Here is a 15,777-nt window from a genome sequence, read left to right as displayed (position 1 = left end):
TTAGACCCGTCCAAGGGTCTGTGTTGTACCCTCTATCACTGACCTCTGGTTGTCCGCCCTGAATGATCAGGCCGGGCGATGTCTTTACGCTGCCACGATGCCGAGAACCTACATAAGCCAGAACATCATACTTTCTTATGTCCAACGAATCAGTTCGAGGAAGAGTGAGGAATCATGTTATCGTTAATGAGGCTCATTGATTCGCGTGCTTTAAATGTCATGGTTCGGTGAAGCCCGCGTCCATCATCAGCTTCGTCGACATATCCGCGCTGCACCGCTCCGGCGCGGTGGCCTCGGCTTGCTGCTCCCGGATGCGGTCTCGGCGTTTCAACTCGTCCGTGATTTCCTGCATCGCGCGGCCGGCGTGGATCACGATCTCGGCCGGCGACGGGCGGCGGGTGCCCTGTTTCATCCAGGCGTCGAAGCCGCGAGCGACAGCCCAGCGGGGTTAGCCACGAAGCGCCCGAGCAAACTCGTCCATCACGGCGGCGCGGTCCTCGTGGCTCATGTCCGGCTCGTAGAAAGCCTTGAGGCAGACGCGGGTGCGGTCGAGGACGTAGGCCTCATCACCCGGCGAATGGATCGCTTGGGTCAGGGCCTCGGTGGATTTCTCCCGCACGGAGACGACGGGTGTATCCGCGGTGGGCGGTATCGAACTGAGAGCGTTCATTTGCGCGTCCATGGATGACTTTGAAAGGGGGCTGGGTCGGCGCTTCGTCCTCCCAGCGTTTGTTGTTGAGGTACGTCGCGGGGTGGATGTCGCTGGCCTGCGGATGGGCCATGCGCCACGATCCGCACCATGCGGCGCATTGCTCAGTGGCAGCGGTCTTCTGCGATGCTGAGAGCTTGGCGAACGCCTTGCGGGCGTTTTCCTTGCCTTGCTTTTGAAGGGGCCAGGATGACCAGAATTGATCGAAGGTCGGGCCTCGATCCACCGAGCATGGAGATACGTCAGTATCTCCTAACTTCTCTGTGTCTGTATCTGTGTCTGTATGGTTGAACGGTTGTTGAACAGGCGTTGACTGCTTCGCTTGTTTTTGCTGCCTTTTTTCGGCACTTGCTTTTCCGGCCTTGGAATTGTTTTTCAAACCGTCCGAACGCTTCTGAATTTCTTCTAGCGCGCGACGATTGATAACCATGCCCTCGATCAGCGAGAACTTCCCCAGATCGACCAGCTTCTGCATGACGACGGCAAAGGTCTTCTCCCGCATCCCGCAGTAGGTCGCGAGACGCATTGTGTTGGCTTCGATCGGGCCATTCTCTTCATAGATCCGGCAGAGGATCATGGTGTAGACGCCGACCTCTTGAGGGGTCAGGCCTCGCACCCCGTTCATGAAGTCAGCAGGGTAGAAGCTGAAATACGGAATGTGGCGGGTCATTGGATTGTGACCCCGCTCTCGCGGAAGAATTCAGGAAGCGGCTCTCCAGACTGCATCGCGGCCCGACGCAGTCGCACGGTTTCAAGATAGCGGCCTACAGCTGGCGCTAGCTCGTCAGCCGTGAGGTTCGACATAGACGCGGCAACATCGAAGGGATGCACGTCGAGCTTTTCACCGATACGGCAGATCGCCACCTCATCGACGCACACATCCCGCACCGATACTTGGTAATGAGGCAGATACTCATCGACGAGAGCCTCCACCTGAGCCAAGAGGTGATTTTCTAAGGCATCCCGCGCGACATCAACCGAGAGCCTGAAGAATTCGCGACCAGCAGTTACGCGCTCTTGGGCAAACTGGTTATGCATCGCCTGCTCAAGTGCGTGGCAGTCAGGACTGGCAACGCAGCAAGCCACAGAGAACGGCATCGGTACGCCAGTCATGTACAGCTCTTGACAGCGCTGATCGGCTGTTCGCGTGGTCTTTCCGATCTTCACCATGCCCGGCATGGAGGCATTCTGAAGAATGTAGACGAAGCCTTTGTTCATTGGGCTACCTCGATGTCAGCCAGCACCGCCCCGCCCTTCCGGACCGGGCCGCGCGCCAGGGTGATGGTGTAGGTGCTGTCGTCGATGCCCGTTGCGTCCGCGATGCCGTCGATCCCGGCCTTCATGGAGGCCAGCAGGTTGTCGGCGTCACGGCGGCGCTTGCAGGGCGGGCAGAACGTCAGCGTGAGGTGGAGGGAGGAGACGTCCAGCTTGCCCAGACCATTGGCGATGCAGATCGCCCACGCGGCCTTGCGGTAGGCGGCCTTGGCCTTGGCCACGATGGACCAGTGACCGCGGGCATTGGGCGAGAGCGCCGACGACGGCCACGGAAGCTCGACGCGTGTCATCGGCCCCTCCGCAGGATGTCATGGCGAGCCGAATAGATCGCGCTGTTGAGCTTGCCCCGGCGGGAGTCGTTCGGGTGAAGGGCGGCGCGCTCCGCCAGCAACTCCGACAGCGGCTTGCATGCGGGCTTCGGCGTCGGGGCGGTGATCGGCGCAGACGAAGAGGTAGCCCTTGCGGACCTGATCAGCCCAGCGACCGGGGCGGCGATAGCCGAACGAAGCGCGGTCGCTGCCGCAGAAATGACAGACGTGGCTCCCAGGCTCATTCACAAGCCCTCGGAATTGTCTGGGGAAAACTTTCCGCAACGACGAGCTGCGCGAGCAGCCCACCATTCCCCGGCAGCGCCGAGGTGAACGGCGCACCAGTATTCGGCGCGCGCAAGGGTATAGAGGATTGGCTTCATGCGGGCGCTCCCGTCAGAAGGTGAAGGGCTGCGTCTCGTGTCTGTGGGTTGGCGATGGCCTTCCCCACGACCCAGCCCTGTGGGGCATTCTTGCCCTCAAACCAGTTCTCGGCGGTGGTCGGGTCGACCTGAAAGACGTGCGCGGCATGGGCCGGCTGTCAAAGTTCTGGACGATGAAGCGTTGCCATACCTTCGCGAAGGTCTGGCGGTAGCTGAGCACCGCGTGGCGCTCGGAAAACTTTCGGGAGGACATACCTGAGGCTCCGTTCCTATGTTGCGGGTGTGAAGGCGCAACAGAAGCAGCAGAGGGAAGGACGGGGGCCGTGTGCATCACGCGGCCCCTTGTTCTTTGGGGAAGCGTTTGGCGGTCTCGGCGCGGAGGTTCGCGCGGATGCGCTCTACCGTGTCGATCTCGATTGGGCGCTCGGCCCGGAGCCGGTCAAGGAGCCGGCCATTCTTAGCAAGGAGAAACCCCACGCGATGATCCGAGAGACCGGTCCGCTTCTTGAAGGCTTCGACTTCGGTGATGAGTTTCTGGCGCATGCACCCAATGTGCACGCTTTAGCGTGTAAGTCAATACACGCTATAACGTTCGTGCGTGGCGTGTGCCCTAGTGCTAGAAAATTAGCATGAGCAAAGAGTGGATCACACGCCTACAGGTTGCCATCCAAAAGGATGGCAGGAGCGCACGAGCTATAAGCTTGGCCGCTGGCTTCGGCCCCAACTACATCCAACAGTTCCTGCGGGACGGAAAGGAGCCAGGAGCGGATAAGCTTGCGCGCCTACTTGAGGTTCTGGGCGAGCAATCTTCTTTGTTCGTCCTCACCGGTGTGGAAGCTACCGCGGCAGATCTGGAGATGTTGCGTCTCTCGGCGTCCCTGCCCCCTGATATTCGTGACGAAGCGCTCGCCCTGTTCCGCGCCCTGCAAGCTCGTGCAGCCCAGCAAGCGCCTCAGCCCGAAGATGATCCGGCAGAGCCTGCCAAATCATGAACATCACAATCTCAGCCTCCGTCAACCGCACGAACCGTTCTCCTTATGTTCCAACTGTAAGCGGAACGGCGCGCGTCGGTCAACCTGCGAGGGTGCCTGCGGAGCAGCTTTTGAAAGTTCTTGATAACTGAGAGGAACGCACAGAATGGCCACACCCCGATACGGCGCCGCGCGAACAGTTCTATGGGTAACGGTGGGCTTGGGCATTTTGGCCATTGTAGCAGCTGCGGGGGTCGCGGCTTGGAAGCTGACGATCGGGGGCGGATTTACCCTCTACCCGATCGCTGTGTTGCTGGCTGTCAACGGTTTCGCTATCATCGCCTCTGCCCAAATGGGCTTCGCAATGCTGGATACTGCAATCTCGACGCGCGATACCGCTGATGCGCTCAGAGACTTCCTCCGTCGCCAAAAACAACCTGTCCCTGAAGAAAATGCTACCCCCCGCACGGCCTACCTGAGGGCAGAGCGATGACTGACGCTGAACGTATCGAGCAGCTAGAGGGTGAAGTGCGGGCGGCAGTTTATGCAGGCGCCGACACCATTTCGGCGATCTTGCGGGCTATGTGCCAGACTGCCGAAGACTGCGCAGAGATGGCCGAAAAGCTGCGTAAGATGAGCGGCGCGGCCACGGAGCAGTCGCAGTTGCGGCGGGCGGATATACTCCGGATAGCTGCTGAGATGATGGAGCAGAAATGACAGACGCTGAGCGCATCGAGCAGCTTGAGCGCGAGCTGGACGAGACGCTGGAAGCTGCGCTTACGATCATCGTGGGAATGGCGGATGCGATCGCTCCAACGGCCGAGGCGAAGGAGGATCTGGCGCGAGGCTTCGCAGAGGCTGCGGGAGGCACAGATGGGGCGATCCCGAGGCTATCGCGTGCTGTGGCCGACCTGCTGCTGAGGGTGGCTGACGAGCAGTAGCCGCGATGGATCAACAGACGCTAGTCAGCCCATGCGCGAGTAGGTAGCATCCAACGTGGATTACGAAAGGGCAGGCTTAATGGAAATAGAAGTAGTAAGAGCCAAGCTCGAAGATTTTCTTGCTAACCATCCAGAATGTACGCTTACATCCAAAGAGCATTACATCGAAGGACAATCTAGTGTCCAAGAAGCAGCTATCACACTTCCATGGAATGACAAAACCTTGCAAATTTCGGTCCCGCAGGATGGCGCCGAAGCAGCAGAACTTTTCGAATCCCTAAATAGTGTGCTTCTTCCAACGAAATATAGCGCTGTCTTTCATAGGGCTAATAATACGCTGGAAGTTATTTGGACAGCTTTCAAGCTGAGCCCTGTACTTGAAGAGGTTAGCTCCAGAGGCTTTACCTTCAACTTCGACGGTAAGGCTCACTGGTGTTGCTTCGGTGAAGCAACACCATGCTTGATAACCATTGCCCGTAGCACCAGTCCGGTTGCCATGGCAAACCATACGAATTACCGCAACATCACCTCTTTGGTGGCCTACGCCAATAACTTTGGTGGCGGACATGGAGTGGATAAGCCTCTGTCGTTTTTCGTTGATTGCGCTGACTTGGGAATCAATGAGATTGACGATATGATAAAGCATCTGAACGCTCACATGCTCTATTATGATACAAGAACACCATTCATTCTTATCCACGAAGATACACCTAGCGATGATCATAAGCCGCGCGATAGGTATCTTCATGGGGCGTTTCCGGATAGGATAGACGGGCGACGCATAGATCTAAACGTCTTAGAGTTTTGGCTCGAAATGACCAAAACCAAGAATGAGATTATGAGATACCTACTTTGCTATCGCATCATAGAATATGTGGCATTTGGATACATAGATATAGATGCCAGGGCCAAAGTGAGGAAAATATTAAACTCCCCCCATTCTAGAGCAAGGCCGGAGGAAACATTATCTTCTGTAGTGCAAATAATCACCACCGCTAAAGCCAGCGATGAAATCCAAAAGGCTCAACACCTTGTAACTTCCACCGTCAATCTAGTAGATATATGGCGGGAGATATGCAGGAATAAATCGAAGTTTGTGAATCCGACGAGCTTTGAGGGCGGATATGAGGTGAAAGCCCTGATCAGCGAGAAGGACACGTTGGAGACTTTTTCCACTAACGGCGTCCGAAATACGATGGATAGACTGCGCGCAATCAGGAATGCGCTCTCGCACGGACGAGATACTCAGACGAGGGGCGTCATCCGTCCTACCCAAACAAACTCGATGTTGATCAAACCATGGCTTAATCTGATTGAAATCATTGCTGGAGAGACTATGCTCTGTGATGACCTATAAGGTCCAGTAAGAGGATTCCTTATGAGCAACCCTGAGTAAATACAACATATTGTGGTTAGCCACCAAGAAAAATCAATATGTAGAGTAAGGCGTCATCTTTAGTGGTGGCGCCTTACTTATTTGATTCGCCGCGACTGGTCTGTTGACAAGAGGAGCCGTCATCGATGTGGTTTGTGCCCCTGTAGTTGATAGCTCTCACCAGCGGGCTTTTTCATGCTTGGACGCCCAGCTCCTTCGCCAGAGTCTCAAGGCCAAACACCGTCGCGTAGTAGGCACCGTTTGCCTTCAGGTGCTCCGCCTGAAGCGTCCGCTAGAACACCAGCCACCCCGGCAGCTCCTCAACAGGATATGTGCCAGACCATGTGCGGCCGGTGATCGTGAAGGTGCGGGTTTTAGCGTCGTGCGTGATCTTCATGGTTGGGGTATGCCGCCAGCGCCGGAGCCACACAAGTCTCAACTCGGGCATGAAGAAGCCACGGCGTCGCTCTGACAACCGTGGCCTCTTGTGGGTCAGGAACGATCAGGCCCCCTTAGGCGGATCGGGCTCTTTCTCCGGCATCACCTCGTCTGGCTCCTGAGGGATGATCTCCGGCGTGATCGGAGTGATGACGTTCCCAACCGGATCTGGACGCCGGTCCTCGTCATCGCGCTGCTCGGGATACTTCGCCATCACTTGTCATCCTCAGGGATGCGGTTGCCGACGTGATCCTCGATCTGCTCCGTCTGGTTGTTCCGACCGTCCTGGCCGCGATCGCGGGTGTCCTGCGACTTGTCGCGATTTGAGAGGATCTGGTTCTGCTCGATATCCTCCGGCTCGACCTCGGACATGGCGCCGGTGCCGTCACCCTTGCCCTGAACGTGTCCGCCGAACTTCTTGTGGTCTGCATGTGCCATAGTGGTTCCTCCTTTATGAAAACCAACCAACCGGTATGAAAACCAACCAACCGGTTTGCGTGATGTTCCTGCGCGATGCTGGCGCGCCCGCCTCGGCCATGCGAATAAAAGGGATCACACGGAGCGTGTACACGCTTTAGCGTGTTTTAGATGTTGCAATGCACGCTCTGGCGTGTATATTCATTTCATACCCACCGCGACAAATGAGCCGGTGGAGATGGAGATGAACCGATGCAACATCAGCCGAACTTCACCGCTGCCCTCGCCGTTGCAACCTTCCGCAACGCGCCCGCAGCGCCCGCCTTCTACCCGGTGTATCCTGTGCACCCCGCGTCCGACGTGATCGACCTCGACCGCAGCCAGTGGTCGCCCCTCGAAGAAGTGCGGTGCTGATCATGGGCCTGCACAACCTCCCGGCCTTCTACGATGCATGGCGCCTCGCCTCGCCCGAGGATGTGCGCCCCGCCCGCAGCCGCTTCTCCCCCACGACCGTCACCGTCACCATTGAGCCGGATTTCCCCGGCGCCGGTGACAGCGAGTTCGAGGCCACCTTCGACACCGCGACCGGCAACCTGGTCAACGTGCAGATGGGTGGCTGGACCTGCCCGCCCCACACCTTCGCGCTGATCGTCGGGGATGCCGAGTTCGACCGCTGCTGCGAGGCGGTGGAGGCCAAGATTGGCGAGCAAGCCGCGCTGGACGCTCAAGACGCCGAGGCGGACTGGGCGGATCACCAGAACGACCTGCGGAGGGACAACTGATGGCACAGAAAGGCCCATACCCCGACCTGAAAGAGCTAGCGAATGCTCCCGGCTTTGGAGTGGCAGCCCGCGTCCTTCAGCAATCCGGTCACTGGAACGACGACATCAGCGAAGACGGCCAGTTGCTTCCCGAGTGGGAGATGGAAGTCGAGATCCTTGGCCCCTCGCCTGCCGCAGACGGTGCAGCGTGCGCGCCGCAGCATTTCGTCTTGCCAGCGGGAAGTGGCAACGTAGCCGCCATGCCCGCAGGCGCAGGTGAGTTCGGAACACGAGATACGATCCGACATGGTGAACGCATAGGTAACACCCGGCGGTTCGTGAACTGGCTATCAGGCAGCAGCGGTCGCTGCCTTTTCGGCGCGGCGTTTGTACCGCAGCATATCAAAGTCGCTGTCGTACATTCGCTCTAGCCGCTCCAGCGTTTCTGTCCCAATCCGCGGCGGCTTGTAGTTGCCCGAGAAATGGTTCGGAATGCCAGCGATGTGCTTGCCGCCGGCGATTTCGTCCAACCAACCTTCAACCTTGTCCAAGCCGTTCTCCATCTTGAAGACGCGGCACTTCTTGGGGATGAAGGCTGTCTGCGGGCGAAAGTGGTTGTCGAATTGCTGGTGGCTCTTTGGGCCAAAGTCCTCGAGGCGCTTCACCCAGTCTTTGAAGGTGACCTTCGATTTGATGTTGTGCTCACGATCCCGATGGTAGTGAAAGGCGCTGACCACACGATCGATGGGATGACGAACAACAGCAAACGAATGGTCGAAGAAGCCCATTGGGAAGAACCCGGCCAGATCCGATGCCAAGATGTGTTGCGGCGATGAGGTTCTGAACTCGCCAGCCTTGTTCGCATTGTACTTCCGGTTCAGGAAGGCAAGCTGCCCGAATCGCTCGCTCAGGTAGTCTTCGACGCTGGTACCCGCGCATTTCGGGACGTGAGCGAAGTAGCAGAGCTTCCCCGCGACCTTGAAGATCGGCATCTATGCCCCTCATGCTGTTCCTTATTCGAGAGAATGAAACACGCGCCGGGCGACCGGGTAAAGATAAAATCTTCTACAAGTTGCGCGTTGATCAGCCGCGCCCCTGATGGCCTCAGACCAGCTTCGCGCCTCTCGGGTAATAGGCCAGATCGCGGATCAGCATGTCGCCGCTGTTGGTATCGGCGTTGTACTGCCCCCCCCCCCGCGATCCGTCCTCACCATCGCTGATGTCACCGCATCTTCTGCTCACATCACCGCGCGGTATACGCGGCGTACGCACAGCCTTATTTTAGCAAGTGAGTTCGCTAAAGCCTTTCGTTATTGCAACGAAAAAGACGGACGGACTGGTCATGATGACAACCCAAGTAAATGAAACTGTGGCGGCCTTTGGCGTGCTTCTCGGCATTGCCGTCGCAGCGTTCCTCAGCGAGACAAAAGAGGAGCGTTTGCCGCGGGAAGGGTGGGAGCAGAAGATGGAACTCGAGATGATCGAGAAGCTGGGCGCGGTTCCATCTTCTTAGTCGCCCGGAAAGGGTGACCGGATTCTTCGCGGCCCGCTCTATCAGGCTCCGCGAAGGATCAACATGCGGGTCCGGGTGCTCGAGGACAAGTCCCTATCCTGACACCGGCCGTACGCTTCCGCAGCTGCCGCGTGAACGGGTGTTTCCTTGAAAACCCTCCTCACCGTCACCGCATCTAGTGGTTGATCAAGTAGAAGTGATTATCCTACATGACCCGTGTGTTGTTCTAGTGAATGGGTTAGTGGGTATGAGTTCTGATCGCACAACGTGGCTGGATGGCCTTCGGGGCGTCACTATTTGTCTGGTCATTCTGCACCACTGTTACCTCTCCGTAGCAACCGCCTTGCCTGAACTGGGCCAAAGCTTCCTTGTCCCCGCCTATACGATCGACCGCGCCATCGCCCTTGTGCGGATGCCGGCGTTCTTTCTGTGCTCTGGTATCCTGTTCGCTGTACCCGCAGCGCGAGGCTGGCAATGGTTCCTGACGAAGCGGATCGCGTGGACAGTTTGGGTGGTGGCTCTTTGGGGCTGGATCACGGTCGGACTCACCCTCCTCGGCTTTCAGATCTACCCTTGGGGCGGCTCCGACCCCACCGTCCGTGGTTTGCAAGTGGCTCTTGTCGAGCCGATCGGGAACATGTGGTTCATCTACGCGGTCGCAATCTTGGGTGCCTTCGGCATGACCTTCAGGGGCCTTAGCAAGACAGCATTCCTGCTTATAGCCTCCGTGCTCTCGCTCGCCGCATTGCTGTTCGTCTATTACAGCAACCTGCCTTCCGGTTTTGACCAGGTCATCCGAAACTTGGGGATGAGGGGTTTCCTCTTCTTCACGATCGGGTTCGTGTTCGCAAAGTCATTTATAAACATGCCGAGCGGGCAGCCCCTCGGCGTGTTGATCTCTCTCACGATCTGGGCGTTCTGCGCTTACCTGCTGAAGCAGGTGGATGGAGAAACCTTGTTCTACCGCCCGCTCTTGTCTATTCCCGCCACCTTCTCCGCAATCTATATCCTGCGGTATGCTCTGACCAACCTCCCAGCGATGAGCCATGGCTTTGAATATCTCGGTCGTCGATCGTTGGAGCTGTTCCTGCTGCACCAGTTCTTTGTCGCCATATCCTTCTTCTCCATGCTGCCCCTGCTCGGTCGTATAGGCGGCGAGGCGTTCATTGCGATCATGTTCCTTGCCACGATGATGTCTTCTATCGTGATCGCCCAGCTGCTTCGACGAGTGCCTGACAATGTGTTCTTCGCTGTTCCGCAAGGTTTCAAGAGCATGAGGTGAAGCCTCGCCGTGTACGCCGAGGCGAACTCTATGCCTGGTGTTTCCCTGCGATCACCCGGAATGCTTGGTGCCGAACTTCGACCTTAAGGATCCTCACGGCAGGTTAGGGACATCCGCAAACTCGTCGTTCACCAAGCGCTGCGCCCGAGCGACTTCGCTCATGGTCAGCAGGCCCGCCTTCTGGAGCTTCGCCAGTTCGGCCATGTCAGTATTGTATTTATCCAGCGGCAGACCGACCTGCTCGATGTGCTCGCGCCAGCGATCAGCCGCCTCCTGCATTTCATCTATCTGCTTGGCCGCCTTGCCCGCGCTGCCGCCAGCATCGTCCAGCGGCTTCTTAAAGTTCGGTAGCCCGAACAGGCTGTCGGCCTTGCCGATCGCGTCCATCAGGGGGCCAATACTTTCCATCGGGCGAATGGCCCCTCCAAGCCGGGCGCCGCTCTTCTCGATGGGAGCGACGGCGCGGTCGATCAAGCCGGTGCCGAAGCTGCCCGTTACCGCACGACGAACTGGTTCTCCTACAACAAGGGCCTGAGGCGGCGCGGATCGCTGCTGATCTGGCTGGATGGTGTGGCTGGCCTTCAAGGCGGGGCGGCATGGCCATCATCCCGATCCGCAGGAACGGACGCTTCTGGAAAGAGAACTGCCCGCCCGCCCGGACCCGCAACGACATCTTTCGAACCAGAAAACGCCCTGGGCGGGCCAACTGGAAGCACGGGTCCGACCCATCACGCCCGGAGCCGGATCAAGGCGACAATGCGCGGCCTGAAGTCCTTCGGTGAGCACATCGCCTCCCGAGATCCGGACAGGCAAATGGCCGAAGTCCACCTCCGCGTGGCAGTCATGAACCGTTTCAGCGCCCTCGGCACCGCCCAGACCGAACGCGTGATGAGTTCCAGCTGGGCAAGGGGACATCACGCTTCAACGCCGAAGTCTGCAACAACGATCTTCCGATGGGCAATATCTCCCGGCTCCTCGGCGAGCAGACGGTTCAAGGCATGTTTTCAGCCTGATGGAAGCGGTAATAGTTTGTTATTGCGCCTGATGCAGATTTTAGTGCCGCATCCATCGGTCCCAGTCGGTTGACGCCGACTTTCAAAAGCGTGATGGTGTCCATCCGGGGTACGCCCGCAGGCGGCGGAGCATCGTACGGGATGTTGCCGCCGCCGAGCGACATCGATGGCCCATGAGGGTCGAAGCTTAGGAAAAGCTCGAAGATGTCGGGTTGCAGCGACACCATATGTGGACCCCTGGTCCCTTCTGGCGTCGTCACCAAATGACCTCATGGGCGGTCAAAATCCGCGATACAAGCAGTTTCTCTCCCATCTTCGTCGTCTGCCGCGACGGCAGTGTTAGCGAAGTTTTCATGGTCCACGCCGGTTGAGATGCAGCGTTTCAAGGTCCTGCAGGACGCCCGCTTGCCGTCGCAGCGGAAAAAAATCATCCTCTTGTCCCAACCAGATGACCAACAATTTTAGCGTAGGCTCGTGTGGTTGAATCAAAGCCTACATCTCACAGTTGCGCTTGATCCAAGGGCCCGTCCTGCCTACGCAAACCATCAAAGAACGCTCATATTCAGCCGATCGTGCGACCGACCCGCTCCCTCGCACAGGATGGACGTTTGATGGTTGCCAAGCCGGAACCCTCTCGCGATAGTTGGGCTGCCCGTTCCAACAATCCGGAAGCGCCTCCCCCATGTTAAACGACCATGACGTTTCGTTCTTCTATGTCATTGATCCTCCCGCGCTTCTTCTTGAAAGCATTATCCTGAGCTGCACCTTGCGGATGCACTTTCCGCAAGCGGAAGTGATCGCCTACTGCCCCGAAACGAAACGGCACCTCGTCCCCGCGTATATCACTGAATTCTACCGGCACACCGGCGTCGACCTTCGCTTCATGCCGGCCGGAGAGTTCCAGCCCTATTACAAGCAAGGCAACAAGATCGTGGCCGCCTGCCAGCCGCGCATGTCGAAGCACTCCATCTTCCTTGACACCGACATCGCCATCGCCCGGTCGTTCGACATCAACCTTTTGGCCAAGGCAGGACAGGTGGGCGTCGTGCCGGAAGGAAAATTCACCTGGGGCAAGGATCAGACCTGGTGGGACCGCGTGTACGAGAAGTTCGACATGCCCATCCCCGAGAAGCGCGTGCGCCTGAGCCGGGTGCCCCTGCCCAGCATCCCCTATTTCAATGCCGGCATGGTCAGCTTTCCAAGCGACTCCACCTTTGCCGCGGAATGGATGGCCGTGGCGCTGGCGCTGGACGCCTATGATGACATTCCCCACCGGCGCCCCTGGCAGGACCAGATCGCCCTGCCCCTGGCCATCCAGCGCTCGGGGCTGGCGGCGGATGTTCTGGATCCGATCTTCAACCTGTCCCTGACCCGCAACCTCAACAAGCCGCAAGAGGTGGAGCAGGAAATCCGGCGCGCCGACCGTCAGGATGGACACATCCTGCACTTCCACCAACCCCACTACCTGAACGGCACCCGTTACGCCGAGGATGTGGATGCCACCCTGCGCCATTTCACCCGCTGGGACGGCGTGGACGCGATGATGGAAAAGCCGCGCGAACGCAGCGCGCGCGCGGGCCATGTCTTCCACCAGTTCCACACGCTGAAGAACAACAAGCAACGCACTGCCGAAGAAAACGAGCTGTTCAACAAGTACCGCACGGAGAAGGACGCCATCAACATCGCGCGGCACAACATGGACATCTGGCTGAAGGATCAGCCGACCTCCATCCTGCGCTGACGGCCTCCGGCCGAAACGCAAGGTTCGGGGCCTCGGGGGCCCCGACATTCACAAGATGGCGATCACCAACGGTATGATCATCCCGGATTGGGATCGTGATAACGAGGGTCGGCACGTGTTCCTAAAACAGAAAAAGGCCGCTCCGAGGAGCGGCCACTTTGCAAGGCACCCTCTGAGAGGTGCTTTAGTGGTACCGACTCCCCGGCTCGAACGGGGGCCCCCCAGATCCACAATCTTAACTTAGGCTAGCGTTTTCAACATCGATTGTCTCGTCCCCGCGCTGCTCAAGGCTCGGGGCCACCCTAGATCCTACGGAGCGAGACATGCCCGAAAGACAACTTCCGCCCCATGGTTCCTCGACTTACTCAGCGCTGGCCACCGCCCTCGCCTACCTAGTGAACGCCCAGCACGACCTGCGCACGGGCAGCGATCCGGCGCGGACACTGGCGACCCTCAGCGAAGGGGTGGCGGCGGTTGAGGCCGGGATTTCGGGAGGTGGAGCATGACCCCGATGCGGATCCTGATCGGCTGCGAGACGAGCGGCACCATGCGGCGGGCCTTTGCGGCGCGGGGGCACGAAGTGTGGTCCTGCGACCTACTGCCGGCCGACGACGGCAGCAACCACCACATCATGGGTGATGTGCGGGACCACCTGAATGACGGCTGGGATATGCTGGTTGTGGCGCACCCGCCATGCACCCGACTCTGCAACACCGGTGTGCGGTGGCTGTCCGCCCCGCCTCGCGGACGGACTCTGAAGGAGATGTGGGCAGAGCTTGCAGAGGCCGCTGACCTGTTCGCCGCCTGCTGGAGGGCGCCGGTCCCACGGATCGCCGTCGAGAACCCGGTGATGCACAAGCATGCCAAGGCCCTCATGCCGGCTGACCTGCCCCGTCCGCAGATCGTCCAGCCGTGGTGGTTCGGGGAACCCTACTTCAAGGCGACCGGCTTCTACCTGCGGGGCCTGCCGCAGCGGGCGCCAACCAACCGCCTGACCCCGCCCCGCAAGGCCGAGGACTCGGTCCGGCACGCCGCCTGGTCGAAGATCCACCGCGCCAGCCCCGGCCCCGATCGCTGGAAGCTGCGCAGCGCCACCTTCCCCGGCGTGGCCGCTGCCTGCGCCGAACAGTGGTCGCCCATGATCGAGGAGAGGGTAGAGCGACGACTGACGTGTCAAGGCGCGTAGGGTAGACTGTCCTCCGTGATGGAGATGATGCCCGGCGATCTCATCTCAATCATCCCCTTATGGGTGAGCGTATCTATCGCGCTTCTGATGTCTGACTTAACCACCGCATCTGGGACTTCGGCAGACTCGGGAAGTTCAGATCGAATCCGATTTTCCAGCGCCTCTGGACTGTAGGCGCTGTATGCTAGGAGTTTCAGGATTATTCTTTCAAGGCGCCCCACGCGTGGTCTCTTGAACACTGGCTCAGAGTCTACCAGAGATTGAACGACAGCGTCTCGCGCTTCCTTTTTGAGCTCAGGATCCTCAATAGCACGGATGTTTTCGTCTGATGAGGCTGTGGCGCGTGTTGTTTCTTCGCTAGCTCTCGCACGTCGAGCATCCTGTTCCGCTAGATCAGCCTCTTTCTTTGCTAGCTCAATCTTAAAGTCCAGCTGATCTTCCCTGCGGTGATGGACATGCCGCTGTGCGATATGCTCTAGGTTCCGTGTTGCTCCAGATGTCAGGCGGGCAATGGCTGCCTTGAGGAACGGTCCCAAGATTAGCACTGTCATCGTTGCTCCGAGTGGGTAGATGTACCTGACACCAAGGGACAAAGCGAAACGATCGAACAACGCTAATCGCTCAAGCAGTTCCTGATCTCCGAAAAAGCAGTATGGCAAATGCCTTCCAGTTGAAGGCCACCAGAAAGAACGCGTAAGTGCCGAACAGGGGTGTTGCGTAGCGTTCTCGAGCGCTTTGGAAGATCTCTTTAATGAACTCGAGCACTGCGTGCCTCTTTCAACAAACTTGTGCGTGCTACAGCGGCCGGCATGATTCTGGCAAAGTGGTTCTGGAGTGGGCTACTCGCGCGTCATCTAGTACCACTCGTAAAGAAGATGAGGCTCGCTCCCGCGCCTCCATGTTTATACCGACGGCGGCGTCCTGTAAGGGATTTCCGACGCGTTGATGTACAGATGACCCCAGCCACTAGAGCCTGAAATCCGTGCGACATCGCGTTTTGCCTGATCTTCATCCTCGCCGGGACCGGCGGTCAGGGAGGCCAGGCTGGTCGATCCCGACTTAGGGAATGAGTATGTCAGGAAATGGATCGGCCCGGAACGGCCGGTTCTGGTCATGATGCGAGGATCATCAAGGTCCAATATCGGCGAAAGTATCCGCCATTCGCGCTCTTCAGAGAAGCCCCCGTGCTTGAACGTGGCCGCTAGCGGGAGGAACTTCTTCACAACCGATCTACAGAACGTCAATCCATCTGGCTCAGATTTATCTTGGACAGCATTCCACAAGAACTCGCGGGCCCGACTTGCTTTTATCTTGTCTAGGTAAATACAGGGGCGCAGCATAAGGCCCTGATCCGCAACCTCGGTAGCTAACTTCACAGAATCAAAGGCTAGGGTCAGGACTCGTTCTTGATCACAGCCAAAACAGGACGGTTGCGGCCAACGCGATTGCGGAGAGGTAGGTTTC

At 58.4% G+C, this 15,777-nt stretch carries 27 protein-coding genes and 1 pseudogene; 14 read left to right on the top strand and 14 right to left on the bottom strand.

From position 1 onward, the window contains the following. Nucleotides 1-217: 217 nt before the first annotated feature. From ACSHZY_RS08080 to ACSHZY_RS08060, 5 genes are all read right to left on the bottom strand, one after another. The gene (locus ACSHZY_RS08080) at nt 218-412 is read right to left on the bottom strand and encodes a hypothetical protein (protein ID WP_435167955.1); all 195 of its coding nucleotides are present in this window, start codon (nt 410-412) and stop codon (nt 218-220) included. Between the two features lie 154 nt (nt 413-566). Further along, nucleotides 567-1,379 (bottom strand): DUF1376 domain-containing protein, encoded by an 813-nt coding sequence (locus ACSHZY_RS08075; RefSeq protein WP_435167952.1) that lies wholly within the window; start codon nt 1,377-1,379, stop codon nt 567-569. Then, nucleotides 1,376-1,927, bottom strand: coding sequence for a GIY-YIG nuclease family protein (locus tag ACSHZY_RS08070; protein WP_435167949.1), 552 nt, complete (start codon nt 1,925-1,927; stop codon nt 1,376-1,378). The genes ACSHZY_RS08075 and ACSHZY_RS08070 overlap by 4 nt, the downstream gene beginning before the upstream one ends. After that, nucleotides 1,924-2,274: a hypothetical protein gene (locus tag ACSHZY_RS08065; RefSeq protein WP_435167946.1), complete on the bottom strand. Its 351-nt coding sequence runs from the start codon at nt 2,272-2,274 to the stop codon at nt 1,924-1,926. The genes ACSHZY_RS08070 and ACSHZY_RS08065 overlap by 4 nt, the downstream gene beginning before the upstream one ends. Nucleotides 2,275-3,005: 731 nt before the next feature. Then, nucleotides 3,006-3,218 (bottom strand): hypothetical protein, encoded by a 213-nt coding sequence (locus tag ACSHZY_RS08060; protein WP_435167943.1) that lies wholly within the window; start codon nt 3,216-3,218, stop codon nt 3,006-3,008. A gap of 158 nt (nt 3,219-3,376) precedes the next feature. Here ACSHZY_RS08060 and ACSHZY_RS08055 point away from each other — a divergent pair, with 158 nt between their 5' ends. Genes ACSHZY_RS08055 through ACSHZY_RS08030 form a run of 6 tightly spaced genes read left to right on the top strand, consistent with a single transcriptional unit; the run spans nt 3,377 to nt 5,944 of the window. Then, complete coding sequence (locus ACSHZY_RS08055) at nt 3,377-3,667, top strand: hypothetical protein (protein ID WP_435167941.1); 291 nt, start codon at nt 3,377-3,379, stop codon at nt 3,665-3,667. Continuing rightward, the gene (locus ACSHZY_RS08050; protein WP_435167939.1) at nt 3,664-3,798 is read left to right on the top strand and encodes a hypothetical protein; all 135 of its coding nucleotides are present in this window, start codon (nt 3,664-3,666) and stop codon (nt 3,796-3,798) included. Before ACSHZY_RS08055 ends, ACSHZY_RS08050 begins: the two co-directional genes overlap by 4 nt. A 14-nt stretch (nt 3,799-3,812) precedes the next feature. Continuing rightward, nucleotides 3,813-4,139 carry a hypothetical protein gene (locus ACSHZY_RS08045; protein ID WP_435167936.1) on the top strand — a complete coding sequence of 109 codons (327 nt, stop codon included), beginning with the start codon at nt 3,813-3,815 and terminating at the stop codon, nt 4,137-4,139. Further along, nucleotides 4,136-4,363 (top strand): hypothetical protein, encoded by a 228-nt coding sequence (locus ACSHZY_RS08040; RefSeq protein WP_435167934.1) that lies wholly within the window; start codon nt 4,136-4,138, stop codon nt 4,361-4,363. Before ACSHZY_RS08045 ends, ACSHZY_RS08040 begins: the two co-directional genes overlap by 4 nt. Then, nucleotides 4,360-4,587 (top strand): hypothetical protein, encoded by a 228-nt coding sequence (locus ACSHZY_RS08035; RefSeq protein ID WP_435167931.1) that lies wholly within the window; start codon nt 4,360-4,362, stop codon nt 4,585-4,587. The genes ACSHZY_RS08040 and ACSHZY_RS08035 overlap by 4 nt, the downstream gene beginning before the upstream one ends. Before the next feature lie 55 nt (nt 4,588-4,642). Further along, complete coding sequence (locus ACSHZY_RS08030) at nt 4,643-5,944, top strand: hypothetical protein (RefSeq protein WP_435167928.1); 1,302 nt, start codon at nt 4,643-4,645, stop codon at nt 5,942-5,944. A 520-nt stretch (nt 5,945-6,464) separates the two neighbouring features. On the opposite strand, the gene ACSHZY_RS08025 is transcribed toward ACSHZY_RS08030, so the two are convergent. Next, the gene (locus ACSHZY_RS08025; protein WP_435167925.1) at nt 6,465-6,614 is read right to left on the bottom strand and encodes a hypothetical protein; all 150 of its coding nucleotides are present in this window, start codon (nt 6,612-6,614) and stop codon (nt 6,465-6,467) included. Continuing rightward, the gene (locus ACSHZY_RS08020; RefSeq protein WP_435167922.1) at nt 6,614-6,838 is read right to left on the bottom strand and encodes a hypothetical protein; all 225 of its coding nucleotides are present in this window, start codon (nt 6,836-6,838) and stop codon (nt 6,614-6,616) included. Before ACSHZY_RS08020 ends, ACSHZY_RS08025 begins: the two co-directional genes overlap by 1 nt. 231 nt (nt 6,839-7,069) lie before the next feature. On the opposite strand from ACSHZY_RS08020, the gene ACSHZY_RS08015 reads away from it, so the two are divergent. Together ACSHZY_RS08015 and ACSHZY_RS08010 are read left to right on the top strand one after the other, a co-directional pair. Beyond that, complete coding sequence (locus ACSHZY_RS08015; protein ID WP_435167919.1) at nt 7,070-7,231, top strand: hypothetical protein; 162 nt, start codon at nt 7,070-7,072, stop codon at nt 7,229-7,231. Next, the gene (locus tag ACSHZY_RS08010; RefSeq protein WP_435167916.1) at nt 7,225-7,599 is read left to right on the top strand and encodes a hypothetical protein; all 375 of its coding nucleotides are present in this window, start codon (nt 7,225-7,227) and stop codon (nt 7,597-7,599) included. Before ACSHZY_RS08015 ends, ACSHZY_RS08010 begins: the two co-directional genes overlap by 7 nt. 35 nt (nt 7,600-7,634) lie before the next feature. Here ACSHZY_RS08010 and ACSHZY_RS08005 read toward each other — a convergent pair whose 3' ends face one another. The 3 genes from ACSHZY_RS08005 to ACSHZY_RS07995 form a co-directional block, all read right to left on the bottom strand. Next, nucleotides 7,635-7,886, bottom strand: a complete 252-nt coding sequence (locus tag ACSHZY_RS08005; RefSeq protein WP_435167913.1) for a hypothetical protein — start codon at nt 7,884-7,886, stop codon at nt 7,635-7,637. 42 nt (nt 7,887-7,928) lie between these two features. Beyond that, nucleotides 7,929-8,570 carry a sulfotransferase family 2 domain-containing protein gene (locus tag ACSHZY_RS08000; RefSeq protein ID WP_435167910.1) on the bottom strand — a complete coding sequence of 214 codons (642 nt, stop codon included), beginning with the start codon at nt 8,568-8,570 and terminating at the stop codon, nt 7,929-7,931. A 112-nt stretch (nt 8,571-8,682) separates the two neighbouring features. Then, nucleotides 8,683-8,820, bottom strand: a complete 138-nt coding sequence (locus ACSHZY_RS07995) for a hypothetical protein (protein WP_435167907.1) — start codon at nt 8,818-8,820, stop codon at nt 8,683-8,685. A 100-nt stretch (nt 8,821-8,920) separates the two neighbouring features. Here ACSHZY_RS07995 and ACSHZY_RS07990 point away from each other — a divergent pair, with 100 nt between their 5' ends. Beyond that, entirely contained in the window at nt 8,921-9,091 is a 171-nt protein-coding gene (locus tag ACSHZY_RS07990) for a hypothetical protein (RefSeq protein WP_435167904.1), read from the top strand. Between the two features lie 247 nt (nt 9,092-9,338). Further along, on the top strand, nt 9,339-10,373 hold the full coding sequence (locus tag ACSHZY_RS07985; protein WP_435167901.1) for an acyltransferase family protein: 1,035 nt from the start codon (nt 9,339-9,341) through the stop codon (nt 10,371-10,373). A 93-nt stretch (nt 10,374-10,466) separates the two neighbouring features. Here the strand turns inward: ACSHZY_RS07985 and ACSHZY_RS07980 are convergent, their stop codons facing one another. Next, nucleotides 10,467-10,958, bottom strand: a complete 492-nt coding sequence (locus ACSHZY_RS07980; protein ID WP_435167898.1) for a hypothetical protein — start codon at nt 10,956-10,958, stop codon at nt 10,467-10,469. A gap of 2 nt (nt 10,959-10,960) precedes the next feature. Here ACSHZY_RS07980 and ACSHZY_RS07975 point away from each other — a divergent pair. After that, nucleotides 10,961-11,261, top strand: a pseudogene (locus ACSHZY_RS07975) (IS5/IS1182 family transposase); the annotation flags it as partial. Between the two features lie 103 nt (nt 11,262-11,364). Here ACSHZY_RS07975 and ACSHZY_RS07970 read toward each other — a convergent pair. Then, the gene (locus ACSHZY_RS07970) at nt 11,365-11,613 is read right to left on the bottom strand and encodes a hypothetical protein (protein ID WP_435167896.1); all 249 of its coding nucleotides are present in this window, start codon (nt 11,611-11,613) and stop codon (nt 11,365-11,367) included. 545 nt (nt 11,614-12,158) lie between these two features. On the opposite strand from ACSHZY_RS07970, the gene ACSHZY_RS07965 reads away from it, so the two are divergent. The 3 genes from ACSHZY_RS07965 (at nt 12,159) to ACSHZY_RS07955 (ending at nt 14,313) form a co-directional block, all read left to right on the top strand. After that, nucleotides 12,159-13,127, top strand: a complete 969-nt coding sequence (locus tag ACSHZY_RS07965) for a hypothetical protein (protein ID WP_435167893.1) — start codon at nt 12,159-12,161, stop codon at nt 13,125-13,127. A gap of 323 nt (nt 13,128-13,450) precedes the next feature. After that, complete coding sequence (locus ACSHZY_RS07960; RefSeq protein WP_435167890.1) at nt 13,451-13,633, top strand: hypothetical protein; 183 nt, start codon at nt 13,451-13,453, stop codon at nt 13,631-13,633. After that, nucleotides 13,630-14,313 (top strand): hypothetical protein, encoded by a 684-nt coding sequence (locus ACSHZY_RS07955; protein ID WP_435167888.1) that lies wholly within the window; start codon nt 13,630-13,632, stop codon nt 14,311-14,313. Before ACSHZY_RS07960 ends, ACSHZY_RS07955 begins: the two co-directional genes overlap by 4 nt. On the opposite strand, the gene ACSHZY_RS07950 is transcribed toward ACSHZY_RS07955, so the two are convergent. Together ACSHZY_RS07950 and ACSHZY_RS07945 are read right to left on the bottom strand one after the other, a co-directional pair. After that, nucleotides 14,301-14,864, bottom strand: a complete 564-nt coding sequence (locus tag ACSHZY_RS07950; RefSeq protein WP_435167885.1) for a hypothetical protein — start codon at nt 14,862-14,864, stop codon at nt 14,301-14,303. The genes ACSHZY_RS07955 and ACSHZY_RS07950 overlap by 13 nt on opposite strands. 351 nt (nt 14,865-15,215) lie before the next feature. Next, nucleotides 15,216-15,777, bottom strand: a 562-nt coding sequence (locus ACSHZY_RS07945; RefSeq protein WP_435167882.1) for a hypothetical protein, incomplete at its 5' end; no start/stop codon positions are given.

This window comes from Falsirhodobacter sp. 1013, from assembly GCF_051195255.1.
Taxonomy (GTDB): Bacteria; Pseudomonadota; Alphaproteobacteria; order Rhodobacterales; family Rhodobacteraceae; genus Falsirhodobacter.
Note: the sequence above shows the minus strand (reverse complement) of the source record. Positions and strands in the feature narration are given on the sequence as shown.